The following is a 25,814-nucleotide window of genomic DNA, read 5'->3' on the forward strand; positions in this document are numbered from 1 at the left end:
CAAGGAGTGGGTGTGAACCAAGTGGTGATTTATACGGACGGTGCCTGCAAGGGCAACCCTGGCCCAGGCGGCTGGGGCGCTTTGCTGAGCGCTGGCACAGCGCAGAAGGAGCTGTTCGGGGGTGAATTGGGCACCACCAACAACCGCATGGAGCTGATGGCGGTGATCCAGGCGCTCGAAGCCTTGAAGCGCCCCTGCGACGTGCAGCTGTACCTGGACAGCCAGTACGTTCGCAAAGGCATCACCGAATGGATCACCGGCTGGAAGGCCAAGGGTTGGCGCACTGCCAGCAAGGAGCCCGTCAAGAATGTCGACCTCTGGCAGCGCCTCGATGCGTTGGTGCATGGCGGCGAGCACCGCATCACCTGGCACTGGGTCAAGGGCCACGCGGGTGACCCGGGCAATGAGCGTGCCGACGCGCTGGCCAACCGGGGTGTCGCGATGGCGCTGGGCCGGGGCTGAGCCCTTTTAGCAATACAAATAGGGGAGAGCGAGCGATGGGACGCATCATGCGCATTCTGGCCGTTGTCGGTGTGCTGGCCGCTTTGTATGTGGCCTACCGCTACGGCGTCTTCTAGACATGCCGTTCGGCACGGGCCCACCGCGATGCGCAGCGGGTGGGCGGGGTGCCGAGTAGCTGGCGCGAACTTATTCCGACGCCGCAATGCGGCGCAGCGCATTGCTGTCACGCACCGTCAGGCCCGAAGGCTCGATGCGGATCGAAGACTCGCGTTCCATCGACTTGAGCTCCTGGTTCACCCGCTGGCGCGAGGCGCCCAGCAGCTGGGCCAGCTCTTCCTGGGCCAGTTGCAGGCCGATGCGGGTTTCGCTGCTTTCCTTGCCGGGCACGCCATAGCTGCGCGAGAGGTGCAGCAGCTGCTTGGCCAGGCGTGCGCGCAGCGGCAGCGTGTTGAGGTCTTCCACCATGCCGTAGAGGCTGCGGATGCGGCGCGCATGCATGCGCGCCAGCGCCTGGTAGAACTCCACATGGGTCTGCAGGATGCGTTGAAAATCTGCCTTGCTGACGCAGACCAGCGTGGTCTCGCCATGGGCGTAGACGTCATGGGTGCGGCTGTCGTCATCGAACAGGCCCACGTCGCCAAACCAGGTGCCTGGCTCGACATAGGTCAACGTGATCTGTTTGCCGGTCAACGACGCCGAGCTGACACGGGCCGAGCCCCGGGCCACGGAGACCCACTCTTCGGGCTCATCGCCGCGCGAGAAAATCAATCCGCCGTCCTTGAAGCGCTTGACATAGGCGCAGCGCAGAATGTCGTGGCGCAAAGTCGGCGAGAGGGTGCTGAACCAGCGCCCTGTATTGATGGCTTCGCGCTCTTCGGGGGTCAGGATGGGGTCGTCCATGGCATGTCGTCTCGGTGACTGGAATTATGAATTTTGTCGCTTGTGCGACGGTCATCACCGAATGTATAGCATCGCCGCCAAATTGTTAATTGTCACCCCGGCCTCTCCGCTGCACGGCAATCCAAGTTGACCGGTTTTGCAACCTGTGCGTGTGCAACGAATGGGCCTTATCCGTCCATTGGGTTTGCGTATATAGCTATCAATTTGATATTTGGGTTTCCCCGGTGTGCGCGATTGGCGAAGGGGTACTTCTTCAATGGTGAAGCTGGTCTTAAACGCTGGGGTATTGGACGGCGCTTCAGCGCTTTCCCTCTTGTGTCTTCAGGCGGAGAGGCGCTTGCGCAAGCGCTGTTGCCAGACTTCGACCAGCACCACGCCCAGGCCCGCGCAGCAGATCAAGGCCATGCCGGCAGCGGTTGCCGCGTCGGGCAACTGGCCAAAAATCAACCAGCCCAATGTGGTGGCAGAGACGATCTGCAGGTAGTTGAACGGTGCCAGCAAGGTGGCGCTGGTCTTGCTGTATGCAGTGATCTGCAACCAGTGGCCGACGAAGCCGGACAGCCCGGTGGAGGCCAGCAGCAGCCATTGCCAGACCGTCAGATCCAGCTGCTGCCAGAAAAAGGGCAGCAGGGCGCTCAGCACCAACGCGCCAAACAGCCCGCCATAGAGATTGCTGGTCAGCGGGTCGTCCGCAGCGACGCGGCGTGTGCTGATCTGGAACAGCGCAAAGGTGCTGGCCGTCACCACACCCCAGATCGCGCCCTCGGTGGACAACTGCCCGCCCGGGCGGATGACCACCAGCATGCCGACAAAGCCCAGCACCACGCCCGCCCAGCGGTGCCAGCCAGGGCGCTCGCCCAGCAGCCAGGGTGCCAAGGCCATCACCAACAGCGGCGCCATGAAATTCATCGCGGTGCCCTCGGCCAGCGGCACCATGCCCAGCACATGGAAGAACAGCAAGGTGGTGGCAATCATCAGCACCGAGCGCTGGATCTGGCGCGAGAGCGACTGGGTGCGGAACAGCCCCATGCCGCGCCTGGGCAGCACCAGCACACCCATCAGCACCACATGGCCGACATAGCGGAACCAGGCCACCATCAGCACCGGCACGCCCGCGACGACCAGCAGCTTGCCGCTGGCATCGAGGCTGGAGAGAATCCACAGCCCGCACACGTGCAGGACGATACCGAGTTGGCTCATGAAAAGGCAGTTTTAGCGCAGCAGAGGCGGCCGATTGTAACCACGGGTTGACAATTTTTCTGTCACCGCATCAATAGGCTGATTCAGCGGCCTAGCTTGTCATGCAGGCGCAAAAAAGCCGATCGGAAGGCTTCTTCAGATCGGCAATAGGGATCCCTCTGCAAAACGCTCTGCTGTGGTCTGAACGCGGTCTCGGCGATCCGCGTCCATCCCGCTTGGCGAGGGTTCTGCAAAGGATCCCTGGGCCCGTGACACTGGGTGGCAGGTGCCGGGCCGCAGCCGGAGAACGGGCGCGCTGGGCGCCCAGCCTCCGGCTGTTCAAGCGCCAGGCACTCAGGCCGCTACGGTCTGCTGCAGCGGCGTGGCCACGGCCTGGGCAATCTCTGCCTGGGCCTTGCTGATGGCAGCGGCGCGGGCTTCAGGGCCCATGGCCAGGCCTTCGGCGCGGGCGAAATGCACATCGGTGATGCCGATGAAGCCGAAGATGGTTTGCAGGTAGCTTTCCTGGTGCTCCATCGCGCGGCCGCCTTCGCTGGTGGAGTAGATGCCGCCGCGCGATTCGACCACGATCACCTTCTTGCCGCCGGCCAGGCCTTCAGGGCCGTTGGCGGTGTAGCGGAAGGTGCGGCCGCCTTGCAGCACACGGTCGATCCAGCTGCGCAGCTGGGTGGGGATGCTGAAGTTGTAGAAAGGCGCGCCAATGACCAGCACGTCGGCGTCGAGCAACTGGCTCACCAGGGTTTCGGAGATGGCATTTTGCGCACGCTCTGCTTCGGTCTTGGCCTCCTGGCCGGTGCGAAAGCCCAGCGCATCGGCGCTCAGATGGGGTGGTGTATTGACGGCCAGGTCCAGGTATTGAACCTGGGTGTTGGGATGCACGGCCACCCAGGCCTTGACGGCTTCGGCGCTCAGCTGGCGGGAGACGGAGTTGGCGCCCAGGATGGACGAATCGATATGCAGCAGTTTCATGGTCGGTCCTTCAAGCAGGTCATGGCTTTTGCTGCACTCGCAGCATTTTTGCCAGTGGACGAATTTTGTCACTCTGCGCGGGCCGGATTAAGGGGCGGAAGTGGGTTGGATTGTTCTATTTTTAGAACTATGATGGGCGAACTTTTTTGCCGTCTATCCGCCTGCGCAGACCGCGCTCACGCTGCTTCTCACGATGAAATACGACCTCAACGACATGTACTACTTTGCCGAAGTGGTCGAGCGCGGCGGCTTTGCTGCGGCTGGCCGCGCGCTGGGCGTGCCCAAGTCGCGGCTGTCGCGCCGCATTGCCGATCTGGAGGCCCAGCTGGGCGTGCGGCTGCTGCAGCGCACGACGCGCCGGCTGTCCTTGACCGATGCGGGAGAGACCTTTTTGCGCCATGCCCAGACCGCCCGGGAGGCGGCGCAGAATGCCCAGGCCGAGATGGAACAGACCCAGCGCGAGCCCTCGGGCACGGTGCGGGTGTCCTGCCCGGTGACCCTGGCCCAGGGCGCGGTGGGCAAACTGCTGCCGGCGTTTTTGCGCACCTATGCCAAGGTGCGCATCGAGATGCTGGTGACCAACCGCACCATCAACCTGATCGAGGAGGGCATCGATGTCGCGCTGCGGGTGCGCGCCAACCTTAACGACAGCGGCAGCCTGGTGGTCAAGCGCCTGGGCATGACGCGCCAGCGCCTGGTGGCCAGCCCCGAGCTGCTGGCCGTGCACGGTGTGCCGCAAACCCCGCAGGACCTGGGCAGCAAGATCCCGACCATGTCGCTGACCAGTGCCGATGGCAACAGCACCTTGCAGCTGGTAGGCCCCGAAGGCGAGCATGTGACCATCCACCACCAGGCGCGCTATGTGGCCGATGACCTGGTGACCTTGAAGTACGCGGTGCTCGACGGTATCGGCGCCTGCTGGATGCCCGCAGCGATGGTGCGCGATGAGGTAGCCAATGGCGACCTGGTCGAATTGCTCGCGGGCTGGAGCATCCCTGAAGGCATTCTGCATGCGGCCTTCGTCTCGCGTCGCAATATGGCGCCAGCGCAGCGCGCGTTTCTGGACTTCATGGGCGAGAACCTGCCACTGCAGCGCATTGGCCAGGTCGATGGCACCTGAGGGCGCGGGTTCAGCACGTCCTGCCGTGGGCTGAACCCGTTCGGCGACGGCTGCAACACGTCTGCTGCGCTGGGGTCGGTCCATGGCCTTCCGGCGGAGGCGGGTTGGATATGATTTTTTGAAATAACAATACTCAAAAATAGTCGTTGTTGATCTAAGGTGCTGCTTTGACAATGCATCCATGTCTGGTGCCTGTCTTGTCACGCTCAACCCCTCCACCCCGCCCCGCCATGCGGCCATTGCGGCCGCCCACCTCAATGGCCAGCACCTTGTGCAGCCAGGCTGGCGCGGCGAAGCAGAGACGGGGGCTCCCGTCTCGGTGGTGATCGTGCCGGGTTGGCGCAACTCCGGCCCGGGCCACTGGCAAAGCCTATGGGCCGCGCGCATTGCGGGCGCCGTCCGGGTGGAGCAGGAGGACTGGCTGCAACCCCATCGCAGCCCCTGGGTTGCCAGTGTGGAGGAGGCCATTGCGGTCGCGCCGCACCCGGTCATCCTGGTGGCCCATTCGCTCGGCTGTATTGCCAGCGTGCATGCGGTCGAGCAACTGCGCAGCAAGGCGGCAGGGAGCATTGCCGGCGCCTTGTTTGTGGCGCCGGCCGATCCGGAGCGCCGTGCGCTGTTTGAGGACTTCACACCCGTGCCGGCCAACCCGCTGCCCTTCGCCAGCATTGTGGCTGCCAGCAGCAACGACCCTTATTGCCCGATCCGCATGGCAAGCGCCTATGCCAAGAGCTGGGGCAGTACCTTTGTCCGCGTGCCCTCGGCCGGCCATATCAATGTGGAGTCCGGCCATGGCGAATGGCCACTGGGCTGGGCCTTGCTGGGCGCGCTGGCGGCCCTGGCGCCGGTGCAGGCGCATTCGGCCTGATTCCTCGCTGCCAAATCCCTTTTTTGCGTTGATGCCCGGGGCATGCCTCAGGGGCAGGCGCGGGCGCTGTTTGCGCTGCCTGCACTTGTGCTGCAGGCAAAAAAATGCCAGCAATGAATGCTGGCCAAGGAGGGGTTCGGTTGAATCAATAGGCTTATATTGCCTTAATTTGGACGCCCCAATGTCGGTAATTTGTATGAGTTAGTGACGTTCATCAAGGCCGTTGTTACACCCCGATGCGCGATGAGGCTCAGAGGCGCTTCTTGGCCGCGTCCGCGGCATCCTTCAAAGTCTCTTTCACGTCACCGGCTTTCTTCTGGATTTCGCCTTCTGCTTCCAGTGCCTTGCCCTTGGCAATCTGGCTGGGGCTGTTGATGGCCTTGCCGACACCCGCTTGTGCTTCGCCTGCGAGGTCCTTGATCTTGCCTACGACTTGGTCCTTGTTCATGGTGTCACTCCTTGCTTGGTTGAGGTGTAGCCATTGTGCGCAGCCGCTGTGCCAGGCCTTGTCAGTGCAGCCTTGTGCTTGCTGTGCGGTATCGCCGACAACCGCAACGCACAGCTGCCGGGCGACAAAATTAATTACAACTTGGGCAGGGGCCAATGGCGCCGGGGCCGGCCTTATTGCGGATGCTTGAGCGGGCTGTGCTCCTGCAGCGCGCGCTGGTATTCCGCCATGCCCTGTGATTCGCGCGCCAGGTAGCGCTCGACCGCCTGGGCAAAACCGGCATGGGCCAGCCAGTGGGCGCTGGGGGTGCGTACCGGCATCAGCGCACGGGCCATCTTGTGCTCGCCTTGCGCGCCGCCTTCAAAGCATTGCAGGCCCTGGCGTATGCACCATTCAATCGGCTGGTAGTAGCAGGCTTCAAAGTGCAGGCAGTCCACCCGCTCGATGGCTCCCCAGTAGCGCCCATAGGCGTGGCGCGGCCCCGTGCCTGGCGCGTCGATGGCGATCAGGCTGGCAGCGATGGGGCGGCCCTCGCGCTCGGCGATGAAGAGCAGCCAGTTCTCGGGCATCTGTGTGCGCATTGCGGCGAAAAAAGCCGGGGTCAGGTAGGGCGCGTTGCCATGCTCCAGATAGGTGCGCTCATAGCACTGGTAGAAGAAGTCCCAATCCGCTTCGCGGATCTGCGTGCCGCAGGCATGGCGAAACGTCACGCCGGCCGCCTGCACCTTGCGCCGCTCCTGGCGAATCTTCTTGCGCTTGTCCTGCTGCAGCCCGGCCAGAAAATCATCGAAGTCGGCGTAGGGCCCGGCATCGCCGGCCAGGACATCGCGGTTGTGCCAGTGGAACTGCACGTTCTCGCGCTGCATCAGCGCAATGTCTTGCGCCGCCTGCAGATCGGGCGCAGCGCCAAACAGCAGGTGCAGCGACGAGATCTCCTGCTCCCCGCAAAACTGGGTAGCGGCATGCAGCAGCGGGGCGCGCAAGCTGTCATCGGCCACCAGCAGGCGGCTGCCGGGCACAGGTGTGAAGGGCACCGCGATGACCGCCTTGGGAAAGTAGTCCAGGCCATGTTCGGCATAGGCCCGCGCCCAGGCAAAGTCAAACACATACTCGCCGTAGGAATGGCCTTTGAGGTACATCGGGCAGGCGCCCACCAGCGCGCCGCCCTGCCACAGGCTCAGGTGGCAAGGCTGCCAGCCACTCTCTGCAGTAGCGCTGCCGCTGACCTCCAGCGCCTGCAGATAGGCGTGGCGCATGAAGGGGGTGGGGCGCTGCTGCATGGCCAGCAGCCCATCCCAGGCGGAGGCATCGAACTCTGCCATGCTGGGCAGAATGCGCAGCTCCAGGCTGGGGTGGGGTGCGGGCGTGGGGTCGGCGGGCAGCGAGGTCATGGCCCGATTGTGGTCTGCCTGCCGCGCCACTGCACAGCGCAGGTTATGCGGCTTGGCGCTGGTGGCTGTGCACCAGGTCCATCAGCGCGGCGATCTCCTCGTCGGTGCTGGACCAGGAGCTGACAAAGCGCACCACCACCTCACCCGCCTGCAGCTGGGTACCTGCCGGCACGCTGCTGGCGTACCAGTCGGTGCAGCGCACGCCCTGGGCGCGCAGCTGTTCATACAGCGCGATGGGCATCAGCACAAACACTTCGTTGGCCTGGGTGGGCCAGCTCAGGCGCACGCCGGGCGTTGCGGCCAGCGCGGCAGACAGCTTGGACGCCATCGCATTGGCGTGGCGGGCCAGCTCCAGCCAGTGGCCGCCTTCCAGCCAGGCGCAGAACTGCGCGCCGATGGTGCGGCTCTTGGAGACCAGCTGGCCACTGCGCTTGATGCGCAGCGAGAAGTTCTGGGCCAGCGCCTGGTCGAAGAACACGACCGCCTCGGCCATCAGCGCGCCGTTCTTGGAGGCACCCAGGCTCAGCACATCGACTCCGGCGCGCCAGGTGATATCGCCGGGGTGGCACTGGAGCGCAGCGACGGCATTGGCCAAGCGCGCGCCATCCATGTGCACGCGCAGGCCAAGGGCATGCGCCTGGGTGGCCAGCGCGGCCATCTCCTGCGGCTGGTAGACGAGGCCGTTCTCGGTCACCTGGGAGATGCTCAGCGCGCTGATCACCATGTTATGGGGGGCGTCATGGGGGGTGCGCGCCACAAAGGCGGCCAGGTCTCCGGCGCTGATCTTGCCGTTGTCCGTGGCTATCGGCAGCAGGCTGGCGCCGCCGGTGAACAGGGCGGGGGCGCTGTTCTCGTCGACCGCGATGTGGGCCATGTGGTGGCAGACCACGGCGTTCCAGGGCTGGGCAATGGTGGACAGCGCCAGGCAGTTGGCCGCTGTGCCGGTGGTGACGAAGAACACTTTCACCGGGGTGCCAAAGGCCTCGCCCAGCATGTGCTCGGCGCGCTGGCTCCACTCGTCGTTGCCGTAGGCGGACTGGATGCCGCTGGCGGCCTCGACCAGGGTGTGCAGGATGCGGGGGGAGACGCCGGCTTGGTTGTCGCTGCCAAAGTTCATGGGACGCTGCAGGTAGTGGTGCAAAAGTCTGATTCTGCCCGCAAACTCCGGGACAGCGGTGCCGGATTGGCGGGTTTTGCGCGCCGCTGCGCAGGCCTTGTGGTTTGTAGGCTAGACTCTTTGGCTGCACCAGGCGCGGGCCTTGCCCACTCTCGTTGTGGCTCTGGTGCGCTGCCCCCTTGCCATCGAGTCATCCATGTCCCATTTTTCCATCGCAAGCGCCCAGCTGAACTTTGTTGTGGGTGATATGCCGGGCAATGCCCGCAAGATCATTGATGCAGCGGCCCAGGCTGCCGCCCAGGGGGTGCAGCTGTTGCTGACGCCCGAACTGGGCATTTGCGGCTATGCCGCCGAAGACCTGTTCCAGCGCCCCTCGTTCCTGGCGGCCTGCGATGCGGCGGTGGCCCAGGTGGTGCAGGCCAGCACGCAATGGCCGGATCTGACGGTGGTGCTGGGCCACCCGCAGGCAGCGCAGCATGCGGCCCACGGCCGCTGCTACAACGCCGCCAGCGTGGTGCGTGCCGGCCAGGTGGTCGCCAGCTACCGCAAGCAGCTGCTGCCCAACTACCGGGAATTTGACGAGACGCGCTACTTTGTCGAAGGCTCGCAGACCTGCGTCTTCGAGGTCGCAGACCATCGCATTGGCCTGCTGATCTGCGAAGACGCCTGGGCCAGCCAGCCCGCGCGTGCGGCCAAGGCGGCGGGCGCGCAGTTGCTGGCTGTCATCAATGCCTCGCCGTTCCAGATGGACAAGCCCGGCCACCGCGAGGCCTTGCTGGCCGAGCGCTGCCGCGAAACCGGCTTGCCGCTGGTCTATGCCCACCTGGTGGGCGGGCAGGACGAGCTGGTGTTCGATGGCCACTCCTTCGCGCTGAATGCCGATGGGCAGGTGGCTGCCCGCGCGCCGGGTTTTGACGAACATCTGCTGTCGGTGCAGGTGCAGGCCACGGCCACCGGTCTGCAACTGTCCGGCCCCGTGGCTGCGCCCGGTGATACCAACCAGCAGCTGTGGCAAGCACTGGTGGTGGCGGTGCGCGACTACCTGGGCAAGACCGGCTTCCCCGGTGCGGTGCTGGGCCTGTCCGGCGGTATCGATTCAGCGCTGGTGCTGGCGATTGCGGTCGATGCGCTGGGGGCCGACAAGGTCCGCACCGTGATGATGCCGTCGCCGTACACGGCCGACATCAGCTGGATCGATGCGCGCGAGATGGCCGAGCGCCTGTCGGTGGCTTATGAGGAGATTTCGATTGCGCCGCAGTTCGAGGCCTTCAAGGCCGCATTGGCGCATGATTTTGCCGGCCGTGCCGAAGACACGACCGAGGAAAACCTGCAGGCCCGCATCCGTGGCACCTTGCTGATGGCCTTGTCGAACAAGTTTGGCTCCATCGTGCTGACCACTGGCAACAAGAGCGAGATGGCCACCGGCTACTGCACCTTGTACGGCGACATGGCGGGCGGCTTTGCGGTGCTGCGCGATGTGCCCAAGACCCGTGTGTTCGAGCTGGCGCGCTGGCGCAATGCCCATGACCCCTATGGCACCGGCCGCAACCCCATCCCCGAGCGCATCATCACCCGCCCGCCCAGTGCCGAGCTGCGCCCGGACCAGAAGGACCAGGACAGCCTGCCGCCCTATGAGGTGCTCGATGCGATCATCGAGCGCTACATGGAGCAGGATGCCGATATCGACAGCATCGTGGCCGCCGGCTACCCCCGCGCCGATGTGGAGCGGGTGGTGCGCCTGATCCGCATCAATGAATACAAGCGCCGCCAGGCCGCCGTGGGCCCACGCCTGTCGGCCCGGGGTTTTGGCCGCGACTGGCGCTACCCCATCACCAACGGTTTCCGGGGCTGAGCGGCCAGGCTGCGCCCCACGCCTCGCCCATGCCCTTGATGCGCTGTGCCTGCCCAGCCCTCGCGCTTGCTGCGTGGCAGCTGGGGGCTGCGCGCTTCCAGAGCTTTGTGCGCGCGCGCATCGCACGCCTGGTGGCCACGCGCCAGTCGGGCTTTTCGCGGCGCCATCCGCCATAGCGCGGCGCGCCATCCTTCGCTTTCGTTGTTCGCGGCATTGCGCAGCCTGCCTGTGCTGCCGCCATTCCTCCGTCTTTTTTGGAGCGGTACCCGGCGCTGCCGGGTGCGCGCGTTGCCATGTCCCCTTTTCTTCATTATTTCCGCGCCCAGTGGGCGCCGAGTGTGCCGCGCGAGCTGATGGCCGGCGCAGTCGCCACGTTTGCGCTGATCCCCGAGGTCATCGCCTTTTCCTTTGTCGCCGGTGTCGATCCGTCGGTGGGGCTGTTTGCTTCCTTTGTCATCAGCATCGTGATTGCCTTTGCGGGTGGGCGGCCGGCGATGGTGTCGGCGGCTGCGGGCTCGGTGGCCCTGGTGGCCGCACCGCTGGTGCAGGCCCATGGCGTGCAGTACCTGTTTGCCGCCGGCCTGTTGGCCGGTGCCATGCAGATGCTGTTTGGCTGGCTGCGCCTGGGGGTGCTGCTGCGCTTTGTCTCGGGCTCGGTGCGCACCGGCTTTGTCAATGCGCTGGCCATTCTTATTTTTGCGGCCCAGCTGCCGCATCTGGTGGGTGCGAATGGCGCCACCTGGGCCATGCTGGCGCTGGGCCTGGCCGTCATCTATGGCCTGCCGCGCATCAGCACGGCCATTCCGTCGCCGCTGATCTGCATCCTGGTGCTGACGGGCGTGGCCCATGCGCTGGACCTGCCGCTCAAGACCGTGGCGGACCTGGGCCACTTGCCCGATACCTTGCCCCGCTGGGCGCTGCCCGATGTGCCGCTGTCCTGGCAGACCCTGCAGCTGATTGCGCTGCCGGCGCTGGCCATCGCAATGGTGGGCCTGCTCGAATCCTTGATGACCGCCAGCGTGGTCGATGAGCAGACCGACACGCCCAGCGCCAAGAACCGCGAATGCAGCGGGCTGGGCCTGGCCAACGTGGCGGCCAGCTGCTTTGGCGGCATTGCGGGCTGCGGCATGATCGGCCAGAGCGTGAGCAATGTGCGCTATGGCGGGCGTGGCCGGCTGTCCACCTTGTTTGCCGGTGCCTTTCTGCTGGGTTTGATGGTGCTGCTCAAGCCCTGGGTGGCGCAGGTGCCGGTGGTGGCGCTGGTCGCGGTCATGGTCATGGTGTCAGCCTCGACCCTGGACTGGGGATCGGCCCGCGCGCTGCTGAGGCATCCCAAGCTGTCGAGCCTCGTCATGCTGGCCACCGTGGTGGTCACCATCGCCACCCACAACTTGGCTGCCGGTGTGGCCGTGGGCGTGCTGCTCAGCGGGGTGTTCTTCATGTTCAAGGTGTCCGGGCTGCTGCAGGTGCAGCGCAGCGGCGAGGCCGGACTGGTCTATGCCGTGCGCGGCCAGGTGTTCTTTGCATCGGCCGATCTGCTCGTCGATGCCTTTGATGTGCGCGAGATCGAGGCCCGGCCGGTGCGCATCGACATGGCCCAGGCGCATCTCTGGGACATCACCGCAGTGCAGGCGCTTAGCAAGGTATGCGCGCGGCTGCGCAAGCATGGCAGCGTGGTGCAGGTGACGGGCCTCAATGCCCAGAGCCAGGCGCTGGCTGCCCGGCTGGATCTGTGCCTGGACGGGGCATAGCCAGCGCGCCATGCGACTGCTGCCGGAGATTTGGCCCTGGAGGTGCCGGCGGCGGAATCTTGACGCACAATAGCCCCAGTTGCTGCGCGCGTTGCCAGCGCAGCGTGTATATGCCCATCCCTGGAGAGCCTTATGAAAATGATTACCGCCGTTATCAAACCTTTCAAGATGGACGAGGTGCGTGAAGCTCTGGCGGATGTGGGCGTGACCGGTCTGACGGTCAGCGAAGTCAAGGGCTTTGGCCGCCAGAAGGGCCACACCGAGCTGTACCGTGGTGCGGAATATGTCGTGGACTTTCTGCCCAAGGTGAAGATTGAAGTCGCCGTGAAGGACGAGGACGTGGACCGCTGTGTGGACGCGATCGTCAATGCGGCCCGTACCGGCAAGATCGGTGACGGCAAGATTTTCGTCACCGAGATCGAGCGTGTGATCCGTATCCGTACCGGTGATCTGGACGAAGCGGCGGTCTGATCCCAACAGCACCTGCATTCGCAAAAGCGCCTTGGGTCACCCAGGCGCTTTTTTCATGTCTGCTGCCGGTCGCTGGGCAGCGGGTTCAAGGCTTGATCGTGGTGTGCGAGCAGATCCACAGCACCTGCGCATCCTCATCGCCGCCCGAGATGCAGGCATGGCCCATGACGCTGTCGAAATAGCAGGAGTCACCAGCGGCCAGCTCCAGCGGCGCATAGCTGTCGGTATGCACGACTACCGTGCCGCGCATCACGTAGAGCATCTCTTCGCCATCGTGGCTCAGCAACTGGGGAAAGGCGCTGCGCTCATGGGCCTTGATCGTGGTCAGCAACGGAATAAAGCGCTTGTCGGCCAGGTCGGCGTGCAGCAGTTCGTAGACGTACTGCGGCGTGGCATGCACCAGGCCTGCGCCGCTGCGGGTGACGCTGCGCCGGGCGCGCAGGCCCGTTTGTTGCAGCGGGCTGAACAGCTCGCCCACATCGACATCCAGCCCGCGCGCGAGCGCCGCAATCTTTTCATAGGTGGGGGAGAGCTGGCCGTGCTCGATCTTGGACAGCGCCGAGGCCGAGATACCGCAGCGCTGGCTCAGCTGCTGCAAGGTCAGATCGGCGTTGCGCCGCAGCAGGCGCAATTTGGTGGCCAGCACATCGGTGGTGGCATCGGTGCCGGCGTTGTGGTGGGGCAGGGGGGCGTGGGGCATGGCAGGCTCTTGTGGTGCTCGCCAGTGTAGGGGTGCGTGCGCCGGCCCGTGGGGCAGCGCAGCGCTGGCGGCCGCGTTTTAGGCCCAATTTTCGGGTAAACCCTAGATGAAAAGAGCTATTTCAAGAAATTTATTGTCTCAAACTGCATTAAATTTCGTATACGAAAATTAATCCTCTTTAGTAAATTTATCGCGCCGCATGCAAATCCTTGACTTCAGCCACACCACCCAGCATTTGCCGATGGCAGCCTTGATCGACAGTCTCGAACAGATGTTCATCGCGGGCTGCGAAGTGCCACTGCGCCACAACCACGCCATCGCGGGCGAGACCCGTACGGAAGACGGCATCATGCTGCTGATGCCGGCGTGGCAGACCGGCAAGCGCATTGGGGTCAAGACGGTATCGATCTTCCCCGGCAACCAGGCGCGCGGCCTGCCCGGTCTGCACTCGGTCTTCATCCTCTATGACGCAGCCACCGGCGCCCCGCTGGCGGTGCTGGATGGCGATGCCATCACCTCGCGCCGCACCGCTGCGGCATCGGCGCTGGCGGCGCGCTGGCTCAGCCGCCCTGATGCCCGCCGTTTGCTGGTGGCAGGCGCCGGCCGCGTGGCCAGCCTGTTGCCCGATGCCTACCGCTGCGTGCGCGATATCCAGGAAGTGCAGGTCTGGGACATCCGCCCCGAGGCTGCGCAAGCGATGGTGGAACGCCTGCAGGCGCAGGGCCTGCAGGCCTCGGTCGCCACCGACCTGGAGCAGGCGGCGCGCCAGGCCGACATCATCAGCTGCGCCACGTTGTCCACGGCACCGCTGGTGCGCGGCGAATGGCTGCAGCCCGGTGCCCATCTGGACCTGATCGGCAGCTTTACACCGGCGATGCGCGAGAGCGATGACGCCTGCTTTGCCCGCGCCACGGTCTTTGTCGATACCCCGGAAGCGCTGATGAAAGCCGGGGACATCCTCGATCCGATTGCCAGCGGCGCCTGGGAGCCGGGCCGCCTGGCCGCTACGTTGGAGCAGTTGTGCCGTGGCCAGCATGCGGGCCGCCGCAGCGCCGATGAGATCACCCTGTTCAAGGCCGTGGGCACGGCCCTGGAGGACCTGGCAGCCGCATCGCTGGCCTTTGACGCCTTTAGCGCCGCAGCCGCTTGATACCCGTGCCCGGGCGCTGTGCGGGCCGGGCTGCCCTTCATTTTTTTGCTATCTGATTCATTCCTTCCATGCGCACATCTTCGACCGGGCCCGCGGCGTCTGCGGCCACCAACAAGCGAGTACTGATTGCCAGTCTGATGGGAAGCTCCATCGAGTGGTTCGACTATTTCCTCTATGCGACCACGGCGGCGCTGGTGTTCGGGAAGGTGTTCTTCCCGACCTCGGACCCGGTCGTGGGACTGATGCTGTCGTATCTGACCTTCTCGTTGACCTTTTTCATCCGGCCGCTGGGCGGCTTTATCTTCTCGCACATCGGAGACCGCATCGGGCGCAAGAAGACCTTGGTGATCACCTTGTCGCTGATGGGTGGCGCCACCGTGCTGATCGGCCTGCTGCCGGGCTATGAACAGATTGGGATATGGGCGCCGATTCTGCTGATCGTGTTGCGCCTGGTGCAAGGCCTGGGCATTGGTGGCGAGTGGGGTGGCGCGCTGCTGCTGGCCTACGAGTATGCACCCAAGAACCGCAAGGGCCTGTTTGGCAGCGTGCCGCAGATGGGCGTAACCATCGGCATGGTGCTGGCGACCCTGGCCATTACCGTGATGAGCACCTTGCCCGATGACCAGTTCCTGGCCTGGGGCTGGCGCGTGCCTTTCCTGATGAGCGCCATCCTGGTGTTCCTGGGTCTGTGGATCCGCAAGGGGAGCCGGGCCGCCTGGCCGCTACGTTGGAGCAGTTGTGCCGTGGCCAGCATGCGGGCCGCCGCAGCGCCGATGAGATCACCCTGTTCAAGGCCGTGGGCACGGCCCTGGAGGACCTGGCAGCCGCATCGCTGGCCTTTGACGCCTTTAGCGCCGCAGCCGCTTGATACCCGTGCCCGGGCGCTGTGCGGGCCGGGCTGCCCTTCATTTTTTTGCTATCTGATTCATTCCTTCCATGCGCACATCTTCGACCGGGCCCGCGGCGTCTGCGGCCACCAACAAGCGAGTACTGATTGCCAGTCTGATGGGAAGCTCCATCGAGTGGTTCGACTATTTCCTCTATGCGACCACGGCGGCGCTGGTGTTCGGGAAGGTGTTCTTCCCGACCTCGGACCCGGTCGTGGGACTGATGCTGTCGTATCTGACCTTCTCGTTGACCTTTTTCATCCGGCCGCTGGGCGGCTTTATCTTCTCGCACATCGGAGACCGCATCGGGCGCAAGAAGACCTTGGTGATCACCTTGTCGCTGATGGGTGGCGCCACCGTGCTGATCGGCCTGCTGCCGGGCTATGAACAGATTGGGATATGGGCGCCGATTCTGCTGATCGTGTTGCGCCTGGTGCAAGGCCTGGGCATTGGTGGCGAGTGGGGTGGCGCGCTGCTGCTGGCCTACGAGTATGCACCCAAGAACCGCAAGGGCCTGTTTGGCAGCGTGCCGCAGATGGGCGTAACCATCGGCATGGTGCTGGCGACCCTGGCCATTACCGTGATGAGCACCTTGCCCGATGACCAGTTCCTGGCCTGGGGCTGGCGCGTGCCTTTCCTGATGAGCGCCATCCTGGTGTTCCTGGGTCTGTGGATCCGCAAGGGCATTGATGAGACCCCCGCGTTCAAGCAGGCCAAGGCCAGCGGCAATGTGGCCAAGATCCCGCTGGTCGAAACCCTGCGCTACCACTGGCGCGCGGTTCTGGTGGCCGTCGCCATCAAGTTCGTGGAGACGGCGCCGTTCTATATCTTCTCGACCTTCATCGTCAGCTACGCGACGGCCACCTTGGGCTTTGAGCGGATCTCCGTGCTCAATGCGGTGACCATTGCGACCTTGGTCACGACGCTGATGATTCCGCTGATGGGGCGCCTGTCGGACAGCATGGGCCGCAAGCGCATGTTTGTGGCCGGCACCCTGGTGATGGCCGCCTTCACCTTTCCGTACTTCATGCTGCTCGAGCAGCGCACGATGACCAGCCTGGTCATCGCCACCGTCGTCGGCCTGGGTCTCGTCTGGGCACCCATCACCGCCGTGCTGGGCACCTTGTTCTCGGAGATTTTCTCGACCCGCGTGCGCTACACCGGCATCACCCTGGGCTACCAGATTGGCGCGGCGCTGGCTGGCGGCACTGCGCCCTTGCTGGCCACCTGGCTGCTCAACACCTACAACGGCTCCTGGGTGCCGGTGGCCTGGTACATCGTGGGCACGGCGGTGATCTCGCTGATTGGTATTGCGTTCGCAAAGACCGTGGCGGACAACGACTAAGCGCTCGGTCCCCAGCACTGCAGCCGCTTCATCGACAGCGGCGGTGGTGATCCCGCAAAAGCAAATCGGCCCGTTCATCAACGTGCCGATTTTTTGTGTTTGCTGGGCGCTGCTTAGATCACTGCGCGCAGCGCATCGCTTTGCTGCGCGAGGCCGGCTTCTTCGACCAGCTCGGCCAGCAGTGCGGCATGGTTGTCGCCGCTCTTGATCAGGCCCATCTGCCACTCGTCCATGAAACCCTGGCCCACACACTGCTGCAGGAACTTCAGCATGCCGTCGTAGTAGCCGTGGGCGTTGAGGATGCCGATGGGCTTGTCGTGGTAGCCCAGCTGGCGCCAGGTCCAGATTTCGTAGAGCTCTTCAAAGGTGCCGATGCCGCCGGGAATGGCGATAAAGGCATTGCTGCGCTCGGCCATCATGGCCTTGCGCTCGTGCATGGTGGTGACCACATGCAGCTCATCGCAGAGCTCATTGGCCAGTTCGCGGTCAACCAGGGCCTTGGGGATCACGCCCACCACCCGGCCGCCGGCCTCGCGCGTGGCGCGGGCCACCGTGCCCATCAGGCCGGATTTGCCGCCGCCGTAAATCAGCTGGCCGCCGTGGCTGCCAATCCAGTGGCCCACCGCCTGGGCGGCCTCGCCAAAGGCTTCGAGCTTGCCAGGGCGCGAGCCGCAGTAAACGCACATCGAGAAGGAAGGGGAGTGGGTCATTTCAACAATCTTTCATACAACGCAGGCAGCCACACCGCCGCGCACAGCACCAGGGCCAGGAACACGGCGGCACTGCCCATGTCCTTGGCCTTCTTGGCCAGCACATGCCATTCAGGGCCAAAGCGGTCCATCGCCATTTCAATGCCGGTGTTGAGCAGCTCGGCGATCAGCACCAAAAAAACTGGAGTGATCAGCAAGGCCCAATCGCGCCAGTCCCGCGCCAGCCAAACGGACACAGGCAGCAGCAGCAGGGCCAGTATCGCCTCCAGCCGGAACGCTTTTTCTCCCCAGCCCGCGCGCAGGCCTTGCAGCGAGTAACCGGCGGCATGCCAGACGCGGCGCAGGCCCGTGCGGCTTTTTTGCGGGTTGGCTGCATGGGTGTCGGCCAGGCTGTACGGCGGCTGGGCAGGTTCTGCAGGGGGGCGGGGTTCGGGCAGGTTCATCGGATCAGGTCCAGGCGCACAACAGATGGCGCACGGTCACGCTTATTATTGCACTGCAGCATTTGAATGCGGGCATCGCCTGCGATCCTGATGGTGCATCACGGCCAATCGCAGTGCCCCTGGGGCAGCCGTCTATACCGACGGGCCCGGTGCGGGCAGGGCTGAGGCTGCGCGATCGGCACCGACCAGGCAGGTGCCCGCCAGCGCATCGTGCCAGAACTGGCCCTGCGGGTGCAAGCGGCTGGCCAGTGCCCAGACGGCGATCCAGCCGGTCAGCAGTACCAGGATTTCAGACACCGGCAGCCCAAAGGGCATGCTGACCACCAGGGGCGGCAAGAACCACAACCAGCTGCAGACATAGCGCAGCAGCGCACGGCCTTGCGACAGCGGCTGGCCGCTGCGGCTGACGATGCGGATATGCCAGGTCTTCATCGCCAGCGTCTGGCCCTTGTGCCAGAACCAGGTGAAGTAGATGCCAAAGACGATGAACAGGAACAGCTGCAGACCATGGCGATTGTCCAGCCCATGGCGGGTCTGGCTGAGCGCACTGTAGAGGTAACCTGCGATGAACACGACGCCGAACATCAGCATGCCTTCGTACAACCAGCAGGCCATGCGCCGCGCCAGGCGTGGCGCGCGCAACAGCGAAGGGGTGGCGGGCAAGCCAGGGTCTGGCGCTGTTGTGCGGGTGGAGGGCTGCATGCTGCCAGTATCAGGTCGGCGGGTGCACAGGGCTGTCGCTGCTGCGCGATTGTGATTCGCCCGCGCGGGGGCGGGTCTGGTTGTCAAGCGGCGGCAGCGGTGAAGGGGTTACTGTGGCAGGCATTTGCACCGGCGCAGTCTCTACCGCAGGCGGAAGTGGCGCCGCAGTGGGGGCGGGCGGCAGCGCAGGCGCCGCAGGCGTGTTGCCGGGAGCCGGTGCCGGGCTGCTCAGCGGGCCGACCTCCACCGGGGTCACCATGCCACGCGATTGCACGCGGATCTCGGGCGGCGGCAGGATCTTGGGCGGATTGGCGCGGTTGGGGTTGATGGCCGCCGCCGGCACCTTGACCAGCCGGCCGGTACTGCGTGCAGAGGGGCGCGGCGCCAGCGCCACACCACCGTGGTAGAGCACACCGCCCTGGGCGAGGCGCTTGCGCTCGCGGGCGCTGAGCGCCTGGTAATCTTCCCAGAGCTTGCGCTTTTCCTCGGCGGACAGGTTGCTGATGTTGGAATAGTTGAGGCGCGCCTGGCTTTGGTCGGACAGGCTGAACTTGGCCCATTCCTTCATGTGTTCGGCAATGCGCAACTGCTCCTGCGGCGAAAAATCGTCGAAGCTGTCGGCGATCATCGTCCAGCGGGTTTTCTGCTGCGTGGTCAGCCAGTTCCACTGCTCTTCGAGCGGGGCCAGCACCGTGCGCTGGTCGTCGTCGAGTGCATCCCAGTTGGGCCCCTCGTTACGCGGGCTCGTGGAGCGGGTGACGCTGTTGGCGCTCACCAGGTCGCTGGCGGCGCTGCCATAGATGTTGGCGGCCTGGTTGCCGGCATAGATGCCTACAACAGCAAAAGCAGCCAGCAAAATACTGGCTGCTATCGCAGAAAGGGTCGAAGGGGCGGGCGTACTGCCGGCTACCTCGTCGTTGTCGTAATCGTGTCTCAACGCTTGTCAGTGGGCTGCTTTTGCGCAGCAGTCTTCAGAAACTGGGTAAATCCAGGATCAGTATAGGCGCTTGGCGGCAACTCGTCAGCCAGCAAGGTGGCATCGTACTCAGCCATTTCGCTGGCGCCTTCGTCTGCCTGCACGCCGTTGAAGAACGCCAGACCGGCAACCATTGCGCTCAGCGGCACAGCCGACACCACGGCGCGCCACCAGTTGCGTTTGCCGGAGGGCGCAGCCGCCTCTTGCTGGGGCTGGCGCGCGATGGCGGGCACCGCCACCACCTTGCGGCGCGACAGGGCGCGCTCCCGGGCCGCTCGCAAACGTTCGCTGATGTCGTAGTCGAGATCAGCCTCGGCTTCGCTCAGCCGAGCGGTGACGCGGCGGGCAAAAATTTCAGCATGGACAACGGTTTGGGCGGTGTTTGGGCGGTTCATAGCACGATTCCTTTGGCCTTAAGCACTTTACTCAAGGTTTGGATGGCGCGAAAGCAGTGGGTTTTTACACTTCCCTCTGAGCAACCCATGGCTGCTGCAGTCTCTGCAATGTCCATCTCTTCCCAATAACGCATCAGAAACGCTTCGCGTTGACGCGCTGGCAACTGTTGTATCTCTTTTTCTATTAATGCAAGGGTTTGTTTGCGGTCCGTATGGTCCTCGGCGCTCTGCTCGGCGTCTCCATTGTCGGCGTTGTAGATGTCCAGAAGGTTGAATTCCCCCTCGTCATCCGGGCCTTCGAAGTCGCTCATCGTCGTGAAGAGCGCATTGCGCGTCTTCTGCCGGCGGAACCAGTCGAGCGTGCTGTTGGACAGGATGCGCTGGAACAGCATGGGCAACTCCTGCGCAGGCTTGTCGCCATAGTGCTCGGCCAGCTTCATCATGCTGTCCTGGACGATGTCGAGCGCGGCTTCCTGGTCGCGCACATGAAAAAGCGAGCGCTTGAAAGCTCGCTTTTCAACGCTTTTCAGAAAGTCGGACAGTTCTCGTTCTGTGGCCAAATCGTACCCAACACCGTGGTTAATCAGAGATTTCTCGCTTTTCACCCGGGTATAACAACCAAGTGTGGCAAAAAACACCGCATCAAGCCTCTGATTATCGCATCCTATCGAAAAAAAATCCGTAGCTTGTCGCAAAGCAATGCTGCAGTGCGATAATGTATAAGCATCAAAAAGCAAAAGGGTCACGGTCCGGCGTCGCAAGCATCTCGCCCATGTCCGTTGGCCTCAAGTTCCAAGCAGGCTCCACAAGAGCTGGGCGAGGAGCACCAGAGGTTTTTCGTTAGAGAAATTCACAAAGGTTGATCATGGAAATGTCCAAGGCCGAGCAGAACTCGGCGCAAGCGGCGCATCAGTCCGCGCAGAAATCCCAAGAACTCATGGGCGCTGAAGTGCTGGTCAAGGCACTGCAGGCCGAAGGCGTCAAGCAGCTGTGGGGCTACCCCGGCGGTGCAGTTCTCTACATCTACGACGCGCTCTACAAACAAGACACCATCAACCATGTGCTGGTTCGCCATGAACAGGCAGCAGTGCATGCAGCAGACGGCTTTGCCCGCGCCACCGGTGAGGTAGGCGTGGCATTGGTTACCTCGGGTCCGGGCCTGACCAATGCAGTCACCGGTATTGCCACTGCTTACACAGACAGCATCCCCATCGTCGTGATCTCCGGTCAGACATCGACGACCGCCATTGGCTCGGATGCCTTCCAGGAATGCGATACCGTCGGTATCACGCGCCCCATCGTCAAGCACAACTTCCTCGTCAAGGATGTGCGCGATCTGGCGCTGACGATGAAAAAGGCTTTCCATATCGCACGCACTGGCCGTCCCGGCCCCGTCGTGATCGATATTCCCAAGGACGTTTCCTTCAAGAAGGTGGCCTACACCGGCTATCCCTCCACGGTGGAAATGCGCTCCTACAACCCGGTCAAGAAGGGCCACAGCGGCCAGATCCGCAAGGCGCTGCAGCTGCTGCTGGCGGCCAAGCGCCCCTATATCTATACCGGCGGTGGTGTGCTGCTGAGCGGTGCAGAGCAAGAGTTGCGCACCCTGGTGGACCTGCTGGGCTACCCGGTGACCCACACCCTGCTGGGACTGGGCGCCTACCCGGCGAGCAATCCGAAGTACCTGGGCATGCTGGGCATGCACGGCACGATCGAGGCCAACAACGCGATGCAGAACTGTGATGTGCTGCTGGCCGTGGGCGCGCGTTTTGACGACCGGGTGATCGGCAATCCCAAGCACTTCATGTCGGTGGACCGCAAGATCATCCATGTCGACATCGACCCTTCGTCGATTTCCAAGCGCGTCAAGGTGGATGTGCCCATCGTTGGCGACTGCAAGGAAGTGCTTTCCGAGCTGATTGCGATGGTCCGCGAGAGCGTGGCCAGCCCGGATGCCGATGCGCTGCAGAACTGGTGGAAGACCATCGAAGGCTGGCGCAGCCGTGACTGCCTGCGCTACGACCGCGAGAACAAGGAAGTCATCAAGCCGCAGTTTGTCGTCGAGACCCTGTGGCAGATGACCCGCGATGCGGACTGCTATGTGACCTCGGACGTGGGCCAGCACCAGATGTGGGCTGCGCAGTACTACCGCTTTGAGGAATCGCGCCGCTGGATCAACTCGGGCGGCCTGGGCACGATGGGTGTCGGCATTCCGTATGCGATGGGCATCAAGCTGGCCAAGCCCGATGCCGAGGTGTTCTGCATCACCGGCGAAGGTTCGGTGCAGATGAACATCCAGGAGCTGGCCACCTGCCGCCAGTACGAGACGCCGATCATCATCTGCGCGCTCAACAACCGCTTCCTGGGCATGGTGCGCCAGTGGCAGGAGATCGAATACTCGGGCCGCTACAGCCACAGCTACATGGATTCGCTGCCTGACTTCGTCAAGCTGGCCGAAGCCTATGGCCATGCAGGCATTCTGATCGAGAAGCCCGAGGACGTGGAGCCGGCGCTGCGCGAAGCGCGGCGCATTGCCCGCGAAGAGCGCAAGAGCGTGTTCCTCGACTTCCGCACCGACCCGACCGAGAACGTCTTCCCGATGGTCCAAGCCGGCAAGGGCATCACCGAGATGCTGTTGGGCGCGGACGATCTGTAAACGCCATCCCCGGTAGGCGCGTCCTGCTGCAGGCACGCGCCCACCTCTTTCTTCGGCTTTTCCCTTTCTGACGAATCTATTGTCTACCGAGCCCAGCGCTTACCGGCGTTGGGGGAGGGTAGCGAAAAGAGGAATCTGTTCTTATGAAACACATCATTGCGGTTCTCCTGGAGAACGAACCAGGCGCATTGTCGCGCGTGGTGGGCCTGTTCTCGGCCCGTGGCTACAACATCGAGTCGCTCACCGTGGCGCCCACCGAGGATGCCTCGCTGTCGCGCATGACCATCACCACCACCGGCTCGGACGACGTCATCGAGCAGATCACCAAGCACCTCAACCGCCTCATTGAAGTGGTCAAGGTGGTGGATCTGACCGAGGGCGCCTATACCGAGCGCGAGCTGATGATGATCAAGGTGCGGGCGGTCGGCAAGGAGCGCGAAGAAATGAAGCGCATGGCCGACATCTTCCGTGGCCGCATCATCGATGTGACCGAGAAGAGCTACACCATCGAGGTGACCGGCGACCAGGCCAAGAACGATGCGTTCCTCAGTGCGATCGATCGTTCGGCCATCCTCGAGACCGTGCGTACCGGTGCCAGTGGCATCGGTCGCGGTGAACGAATCTTGCGCGTGTAATGCGCTGGTGTCACCGGCTGCGACGCCATGCCCGCCAGGCGGTGGGGGTGGTGCTGCTGCTGGTGGGGCTTGTGCTGGTGGAGTCCTCGCTACAGCAAGATGATCCGGAATGCTCCTGGGAACAGGACGGCTGGACCCAGATTCGCCAATGCGATCCACTGCTTTCACAGGCCGATGCCTTTGCTACCCCTGGCTCCCAGTTGTGGTTGTCCCTCATAGTAGGATTGGGCGCTTTTGTAGCGGGGGCTTATTTGCTGGCGTCAGGAAACACCGCAAGGCCCCCTGACGATACAGATTCGTGAACAAGTGTTTGTTTGCATTTTTGACTGATACCAACGGAGCGAAGCATGAAAGTTTTTTACGACAAGGACTGTGATCTGTCCCTCATCAAAGGCAAGACCGTCGCCATCATCGGCTACGGCTCGCAAGGCCATGCGCACGCGCAAAACCTGAACGACAGTGGCGTGAAGGTCATTGTCGGTCTGCGCAAGTCGGGCGCTTCCTGGCCCAAGGCCGAGAAGGCCGGTCTGACCGTGATGGAAGTCAACGACGCCGTGAAGGCCGCTGACGTGGTCATGATCCTGTTGCCTGACGAAGACATCGCCAAGGTGTACAACGACAACGTCAAGGACAACATCAAGCAAGGCGCTTCGCTGGTGTTCGCACACGGCTTCAACGTGCACTACAACCAGGTCGTGCCCCGCGCCGATCTGGACGTGTGGATGGTGGCGCCCAAGGCCCCTGGCCACACCGTGCGCAACACCTACAGCCAAGGCGGCGGCGTGCCCCACCTGATCGCTGTGCACCAGGACAAGTCCGGCAAGGCCCGTGACCTGGCCCTGTCGTACGCGATGGCCAATGGTGGCGGCAAGGCCGGCATCATCGAGACCAACTTCAAGGAAGAAACCGAGACCGACCTGTTCGGCGAGCAAGCCGTTCTGTGCGGCGGCGCTGTCGAGCTGATCAAGATGGGCTTCGAGACCCTGGTGGAAGCCGGCTACGCGCCTGAAATGGCCTATTTCGAGTGCCTGCACGAGCTCAAGCTGATCGTGGACCTGATCTACGAAGGCGGCATTGCCAACATGAACTACTCGATCTCGAACAACGCCGAATACGGCGAGTACGTGACCGGTCCTGAGGTGATCAACGAAGAGTCGCGCAAGGCCATGCGCAACGCGCTCAAGCGCATCCAGAACGGCGACTACGCGAAGATGTTCATCCAGGAAGGCCGTCTGAGCTACCCATCGATGACCGCCCGCCGCCGCAATACGGCCGATCACCAGATCGAGCAAGTGGGTGGTCAGCTGCGCGCCATGATGCCTTGGATCGCCAAGAACAAGCTGGTCGACCAGACCCGCAACTAAATCACATTGGCCGCCGCTGCCTGCAGCGGCGCCGTGCTGATTCGCAAAGGACTGCCGAGGCAGTCCTTTTTTCATGGGCATCCCCGGTGGGCCCATAGTGGCAAAAGCTACACTGTAGGCCATGCCCGGCCGGGCCTGAGCCCGCCGGAAACTATAAAATATGTAGCTGATTGCGCAGATATAGCTGGCGCTGGAGTGGATTGAATGCTGGACGATAACGAAACCAAGCCCAAGGCTGCAGCGCCTGCGCTGGTGCCTGCGCAGCGCAAATGGCGCAAGGGCATTTATGTGCTGCCCAACTCGTTTACGTTGGCCGCGTTGTTTGGCGGCTTTTACTCGATCGTGATGGCCATGAACGGCCGTTTCGAGGCTGCCGCCGTGGGCGTGTTCTGCGCGATGGTGCTCGACAGCCTGGACGGGCGTGTGGCCCGCATGACCAACACGCAAAGCGCCTTTGGCGAGCAGATGGACTCGCTGTCGGACATGGTGTCGTTTGGCGCGGCTCCGGCGCTGATTGCCTATGAATGGGCGTTGCGCCCATTGGGCCGCTGGGGCTGGATTGCCGCCTTCGTCTACTGCTCCTGTGCGGCGCTGCGCCTGGCGCGGTTCAACGTGAACACTGGCGTGGTCGACAAGCGCTATTTCCAGGGCATGCCGTCTCCCGCTGCTGCAGCTCTGGTGGCGGGTTTTATCTGGCTGACCAGCGCACTCCTGGTATCGCACCGTGATGTACCGATTTTTGGCCAGGTGATTGCGCTGTTCGGCGGCTACCCGGCCAGCCGCGATGACCTGTCCTGGATCATGTTCGCCATCACCTTGCTGGCAGGCCTGACGATGGTCACCAACATTCCCTACTACAGCTTCAAGGATGCAGGGGCTGCCAAGAGCGTGCCTTTCTTCTCGCTGGTGGTCGTGGTGCTGCTGCTGGCGGTGGTGAGCATTGAGCCGGCCACGATGCTGTTCCTCATCTTTGTGGCCTATTTGCTCTCGGGCTATGTGATCTATGCGTGGCGCCGCTTCAAGGGCCAGCATGTGTCGATCGTGGCGACCTCGACCGATGAGCCCGAAGAGCGCGGCTTGCACCACGATTGAATTTTTTGCGGACTTTCGTCAAAACCTGTGTTAGAGTGAACGCCATGCAAAACCTGTCCCTAGCTCTACTACTAGCATGTCCAACGGGCAGGTAGAGTAGCGCGCAGTTTTTCACCCCTACACCTCGGCCCGTTTGCACCAGCAACGGGCCGATTCTGTTTTAGCAGGTTGCTGGTTTCCAACCCCGAACTTTTTGTTCCGATGAGAAAG

General features: G+C 63.4%; 25 protein-coding genes and 2 pseudogenes. 14 read left to right on the forward strand and 13 right to left on the reverse strand.

The window, feature by feature from the left end; translation table 11 throughout:
- Positions 1 to 12 precede the first annotated feature (12 nt).
- Entirely contained in the window at positions 13 to 462 is a 450-nt protein-coding gene (gene rnhA / locus AB7A72_RS22815) for a ribonuclease HI (protein WP_027010474.1), read from the forward strand.
- Positions 463 to 648: 186 nt separating this feature from the next.
- Here the strand turns inward: rnhA and AB7A72_RS22820 are convergent, their stop codons facing one another.
- The 3 genes from AB7A72_RS22820 to AB7A72_RS22830 all read right to left on the reverse strand — a co-directional run bounded on the left by AB7A72_RS22820 (position 649) and on the right by AB7A72_RS22830 (position 3,531).
- Positions 649 to 1,362 carry a Crp/Fnr family transcriptional regulator gene (locus AB7A72_RS22820; protein ID WP_021025131.1) on the reverse strand — a complete coding sequence of 238 codons (714 nt, stop codon included), beginning with the start codon at positions 1,360 to 1,362 and terminating at the stop codon, positions 649 to 651.
- 321 nt (positions 1,363 to 1,683) lie between these two features.
- Positions 1,684 to 2,562, reverse strand: coding sequence for a DMT family transporter (locus AB7A72_RS22825; RefSeq protein WP_239808776.1), 879 nt, complete (start codon positions 2,560 to 2,562; stop codon positions 1,684 to 1,686).
- A gap of 333 nt (positions 2,563 to 2,895) precedes the next feature.
- Complete coding sequence (locus AB7A72_RS22830) at positions 2,896 to 3,531, reverse strand: FMN-dependent NADH-azoreductase (protein ID WP_369461253.1); 636 nt, start codon at positions 3,529 to 3,531, stop codon at positions 2,896 to 2,898.
- A 193-nt stretch (positions 3,532 to 3,724) separates the two neighbouring features.
- Here AB7A72_RS22830 and AB7A72_RS22835 point away from each other — a divergent pair, with 193 nt between their 5' ends.
- Entirely contained in the window at positions 3,725 to 4,651 is a 927-nt protein-coding gene (locus tag AB7A72_RS22835; protein ID WP_239808774.1) for a LysR family transcriptional regulator, read from the forward strand.
- Between the two features lie 181 nt (positions 4,652 to 4,832).
- On the forward strand, positions 4,833 to 5,519 hold the full coding sequence (locus tag AB7A72_RS22840) for an RBBP9/YdeN family alpha/beta hydrolase (RefSeq protein ID WP_369461254.1): 687 nt from the start codon (positions 4,833 to 4,835) through the stop codon (positions 5,517 to 5,519).
- Between the two features lie 250 nt (positions 5,520 to 5,769).
- On the opposite strand, the gene AB7A72_RS22845 is transcribed toward AB7A72_RS22840, so the two are convergent.
- The 3 genes from AB7A72_RS22845 to AB7A72_RS22855 all read right to left on the reverse strand — a co-directional run bounded on the left by AB7A72_RS22845 (position 5,770) and on the right by AB7A72_RS22855 (position 8,475).
- Positions 5,770 to 5,967, reverse strand: coding sequence for a CsbD family protein (locus AB7A72_RS22845; protein WP_239808772.1), 198 nt, complete (start codon positions 5,965 to 5,967; stop codon positions 5,770 to 5,772).
- A 173-nt stretch (positions 5,968 to 6,140) separates the two neighbouring features.
- Positions 6,141 to 7,358 (reverse strand): GNAT family N-acetyltransferase, encoded by a 1,218-nt coding sequence (locus AB7A72_RS22850; RefSeq protein ID WP_369461255.1) that lies wholly within the window; start codon positions 7,356 to 7,358, stop codon positions 6,141 to 6,143.
- A gap of 43 nt (positions 7,359 to 7,401) precedes the next feature.
- Positions 7,402 to 8,475, reverse strand: a complete 1,074-nt coding sequence (locus AB7A72_RS22855) for a threonine aldolase family protein (protein ID WP_369461256.1) — start codon at positions 8,473 to 8,475, stop codon at positions 7,402 to 7,404.
- Between the two features lie 196 nt (positions 8,476 to 8,671).
- Between AB7A72_RS22855 and AB7A72_RS22860 the strand changes: the two genes are divergently transcribed.
- The 3 genes from AB7A72_RS22860 to glnK all read left to right on the forward strand — a co-directional run bounded on the left by AB7A72_RS22860 (position 8,672) and on the right by glnK (position 12,549).
- Positions 8,672 to 10,327, forward strand: a complete 1,656-nt coding sequence (locus AB7A72_RS22860; protein ID WP_312836145.1) for an NAD+ synthase — start codon at positions 8,672 to 8,674, stop codon at positions 10,325 to 10,327.
- Between the two features lie 293 nt (positions 10,328 to 10,620).
- Positions 10,621 to 12,078: a SulP family inorganic anion transporter gene (locus AB7A72_RS22865; protein ID WP_369461257.1), complete on the forward strand. Its 1,458-nt coding sequence runs from the start codon at positions 10,621 to 10,623 to the stop codon at positions 12,076 to 12,078.
- A gap of 132 nt (positions 12,079 to 12,210) precedes the next feature.
- Entirely contained in the window at positions 12,211 to 12,549 is a 339-nt protein-coding gene (gene glnK / locus AB7A72_RS22870; protein WP_116925027.1) for a P-II family nitrogen regulator, read from the forward strand.
- Positions 12,550 to 12,634: 85 nt separating this feature from the next.
- Here the strand turns inward: glnK and AB7A72_RS22875 are convergent, their stop codons facing one another.
- Entirely contained in the window at positions 12,635 to 13,249 is a 615-nt protein-coding gene (locus AB7A72_RS22875; protein ID WP_312527151.1) for a helix-turn-helix domain-containing protein, read from the reverse strand.
- 199 nt (positions 13,250 to 13,448) lie between these two features.
- On the opposite strand from AB7A72_RS22875, the gene lhpI reads away from it, so the two are divergent.
- The 4 genes and pseudogenes from lhpI to AB7A72_RS22895 all read left to right on the forward strand — a co-directional run bounded on the left by lhpI (position 13,449) and on the right by AB7A72_RS22895 (position 16,631).
- The gene (gene lhpI, locus AB7A72_RS22880) at positions 13,449 to 14,399 is read left to right on the forward strand and encodes a bifunctional Delta(1)-pyrroline-2-carboxylate/Delta(1)-piperideine-2-carboxylate reductase (RefSeq protein ID WP_312460415.1); all 951 of its coding nucleotides are present in this window, start codon (positions 13,449 to 13,451) and stop codon (positions 14,397 to 14,399) included.
- A gap of 68 nt (positions 14,400 to 14,467) precedes the next feature.
- Positions 14,468 to 15,082: pseudogene (locus AB7A72_RS22885) on the forward strand (MFS transporter); the annotation flags it as partial.
- Between the two features lie 29 nt (positions 15,083 to 15,111).
- Positions 15,112 to 15,267 (forward strand): annotated as a pseudogene (locus AB7A72_RS22890) (ornithine cyclodeaminase family protein); the annotation flags it as partial.
- A 137-nt stretch (positions 15,268 to 15,404) separates the two neighbouring features.
- Positions 15,405 to 16,631: an MFS transporter gene (locus AB7A72_RS22895; RefSeq protein ID WP_369461258.1), complete on the forward strand. Its 1,227-nt coding sequence runs from the start codon at positions 15,405 to 15,407 to the stop codon at positions 16,629 to 16,631.
- A 113-nt stretch (positions 16,632 to 16,744) separates the two neighbouring features.
- On the opposite strand, the gene AB7A72_RS22900 is transcribed toward AB7A72_RS22895, so the two are convergent.
- From AB7A72_RS22900 to AB7A72_RS22925, 6 genes are all read right to left on the reverse strand, one after another.
- Complete coding sequence (locus tag AB7A72_RS22900) at positions 16,745 to 17,341, reverse strand: LOG family protein (protein ID WP_369461259.1); 597 nt, start codon at positions 17,339 to 17,341, stop codon at positions 16,745 to 16,747.
- Complete coding sequence (locus AB7A72_RS22905; RefSeq protein ID WP_369461260.1) at positions 17,338 to 17,784, reverse strand: diacylglycerol kinase; 447 nt, start codon at positions 17,782 to 17,784, stop codon at positions 17,338 to 17,340. Before AB7A72_RS22905 ends, AB7A72_RS22900 begins: the two co-directional genes overlap by 4 nt.
- A gap of 132 nt (positions 17,785 to 17,916) precedes the next feature.
- Positions 17,917 to 18,486, reverse strand: a complete 570-nt coding sequence (locus tag AB7A72_RS22910) for an RDD family protein (protein WP_369461261.1) — start codon at positions 18,484 to 18,486, stop codon at positions 17,917 to 17,919.
- Between the two features lie 10 nt (positions 18,487 to 18,496).
- Positions 18,497 to 19,423: a DUF3106 domain-containing protein gene (locus tag AB7A72_RS22915; RefSeq protein WP_369461262.1), complete on the reverse strand. Its 927-nt coding sequence runs from the start codon at positions 19,421 to 19,423 to the stop codon at positions 18,497 to 18,499.
- The gene (locus AB7A72_RS22920; protein ID WP_239808760.1) at positions 19,420 to 19,857 is read right to left on the reverse strand and encodes a DUF3619 family protein; all 438 of its coding nucleotides are present in this window, start codon (positions 19,855 to 19,857) and stop codon (positions 19,420 to 19,422) included. The genes AB7A72_RS22915 and AB7A72_RS22920 overlap by 4 nt, the downstream gene beginning before the upstream one ends.
- Positions 19,854 to 20,417 (reverse strand): RNA polymerase sigma factor, encoded by a 564-nt coding sequence (locus AB7A72_RS22925; protein WP_239812735.1) that lies wholly within the window; start codon positions 20,415 to 20,417, stop codon positions 19,854 to 19,856. Before AB7A72_RS22925 ends, AB7A72_RS22920 begins: the two co-directional genes overlap by 4 nt.
- Positions 20,418 to 20,722: 305 nt before the next feature.
- Between AB7A72_RS22925 and AB7A72_RS22930 the strand changes: the two genes are divergently transcribed.
- From AB7A72_RS22930 to pssA, 4 genes are all read left to right on the forward strand, one after another.
- Positions 20,723 to 22,513, forward strand: a complete 1,791-nt coding sequence (locus AB7A72_RS22930; RefSeq protein WP_239808759.1) for an acetolactate synthase 3 catalytic subunit — start codon at positions 20,723 to 20,725, stop codon at positions 22,511 to 22,513.
- Between the two features lie 143 nt (positions 22,514 to 22,656).
- A complete protein-coding gene (gene ilvN / locus AB7A72_RS22935; RefSeq protein WP_021024891.1) occupies positions 22,657 to 23,148 on the forward strand; it encodes an acetolactate synthase small subunit in 492 nt (163 codons plus the stop codon).
- Between the two features lie 347 nt (positions 23,149 to 23,495).
- A complete protein-coding gene (ilvC, locus tag AB7A72_RS22940; protein ID WP_230773062.1) occupies positions 23,496 to 24,512 on the forward strand; it encodes a ketol-acid reductoisomerase in 1,017 nt (338 codons plus the stop codon).
- Positions 24,513 to 24,716: 204 nt separating this feature from the next.
- Complete coding sequence (gene pssA, locus AB7A72_RS22945; RefSeq protein WP_312415359.1) at positions 24,717 to 25,604, forward strand: CDP-diacylglycerol--serine O-phosphatidyltransferase; 888 nt, start codon at positions 24,717 to 24,719, stop codon at positions 25,602 to 25,604.
- The last annotated feature ends 210 nt before the right edge of the window (positions 25,605 to 25,814 follow it).

Origin of the sequence: Comamonas sediminis (genome assembly GCF_041107495.1) — a bacterium.
GTDB classification, from domain to species: domain Bacteria; phylum Pseudomonadota; class Gammaproteobacteria; order Burkholderiales; family Burkholderiaceae_C; genus Comamonas; species Comamonas sediminis.

Excerpts from the sequence above, each read along its gene's own strand:
- AB7A72_RS22825 (WP_239808776.1), bottom strand. The coding sequence starts at position 2,562 with ATGAGCCAACTCGGTATCGTCCTGCACGTGTGCGGGCTGTGGATTCTC.
- AB7A72_RS22865 (WP_369461257.1), top strand. The coding sequence starts at position 10,621 with ATGTCCCCTTTTCTTCATTATTTCCGCGCCCAGTGGGCGCCGAGTGTG.
- AB7A72_RS22920 (WP_239808760.1), bottom strand. The coding sequence starts at position 19,857 with ATGAACCGCCCAAACACCGCCCAAACCGTTGTCCATGCTGAAATTTTT.
- AB7A72_RS22830 (WP_369461253.1), bottom strand. The coding sequence starts at position 3,531 with ATGAAACTGCTGCATATCGATTCGTCCATCCTGGGCGCCAACTCCGTC.
- AB7A72_RS22900 (WP_369461259.1), bottom strand. The coding sequence starts at position 17,341 with ATGACCCACTCCCCTTCCTTCTCGATGTGCGTTTACTGCGGCTCGCGC.
- AB7A72_RS22835 (WP_239808774.1), top strand. The coding sequence starts at position 3,725 with ATGAAATACGACCTCAACGACATGTACTACTTTGCCGAAGTGGTCGAG.
- AB7A72_RS22910 (WP_369461261.1), bottom strand. The coding sequence starts at position 18,486 with ATGCAGCCCTCCACCCGCACAACAGCGCCAGACCCTGGCTTGCCCGCC.
- AB7A72_RS22860 (WP_312836145.1), top strand. The coding sequence starts at position 8,672 with ATGTCCCATTTTTCCATCGCAAGCGCCCAGCTGAACTTTGTTGTGGGT.
- AB7A72_RS22930 (WP_239808759.1), top strand. The coding sequence starts at position 20,723 with ATGGAAATGTCCAAGGCCGAGCAGAACTCGGCGCAAGCGGCGCATCAG.
- pssA (WP_312415359.1), top strand. The coding sequence starts at position 24,717 with ATGCTGGACGATAACGAAACCAAGCCCAAGGCTGCAGCGCCTGCGCTG.
- AB7A72_RS22840 (WP_369461254.1), top strand. The coding sequence starts at position 4,833 with ATGTCTGGTGCCTGTCTTGTCACGCTCAACCCCTCCACCCCGCCCCGC.
- AB7A72_RS22855 (WP_369461256.1), bottom strand. The coding sequence starts at position 8,475 with ATGAACTTTGGCAGCGACAACCAAGCCGGCGTCTCCCCCCGCATCCTG.
- AB7A72_RS22820 (WP_021025131.1), bottom strand. The coding sequence starts at position 1,362 with ATGGACGACCCCATCCTGACCCCCGAAGAGCGCGAAGCCATCAATACA.
- AB7A72_RS22895 (WP_369461258.1), top strand. The coding sequence starts at position 15,405 with ATGGGAAGCTCCATCGAGTGGTTCGACTATTTCCTCTATGCGACCACG.
- glnK (WP_116925027.1), top strand. The coding sequence starts at position 12,211 with ATGAAAATGATTACCGCCGTTATCAAACCTTTCAAGATGGACGAGGTG.
- AB7A72_RS22845 (WP_239808772.1), bottom strand. The coding sequence starts at position 5,967 with ATGAACAAGGACCAAGTCGTAGGCAAGATCAAGGACCTCGCAGGCGAA.
- AB7A72_RS22850 (WP_369461255.1), bottom strand. The coding sequence starts at position 7,358 with ATGACCTCGCTGCCCGCCGACCCCACGCCCGCACCCCACCCCAGCCTG.
- ilvC (WP_230773062.1), top strand. The coding sequence starts at position 23,496 with ATGAAAGTTTTTTACGACAAGGACTGTGATCTGTCCCTCATCAAAGGC.
- AB7A72_RS22875 (WP_312527151.1), bottom strand. The coding sequence starts at position 13,249 with ATGCCCCACGCCCCCCTGCCCCACCACAACGCCGGCACCGATGCCACC.
- lhpI (WP_312460415.1), top strand. The coding sequence starts at position 13,449 with ATGCAAATCCTTGACTTCAGCCACACCACCCAGCATTTGCCGATGGCA.
- AB7A72_RS22905 (WP_369461260.1), bottom strand. The coding sequence starts at position 17,784 with ATGAACCTGCCCGAACCCCGCCCCCCTGCAGAACCTGCCCAGCCGCCG.
- ilvN (WP_021024891.1), top strand. The coding sequence starts at position 22,657 with ATGAAACACATCATTGCGGTTCTCCTGGAGAACGAACCAGGCGCATTG.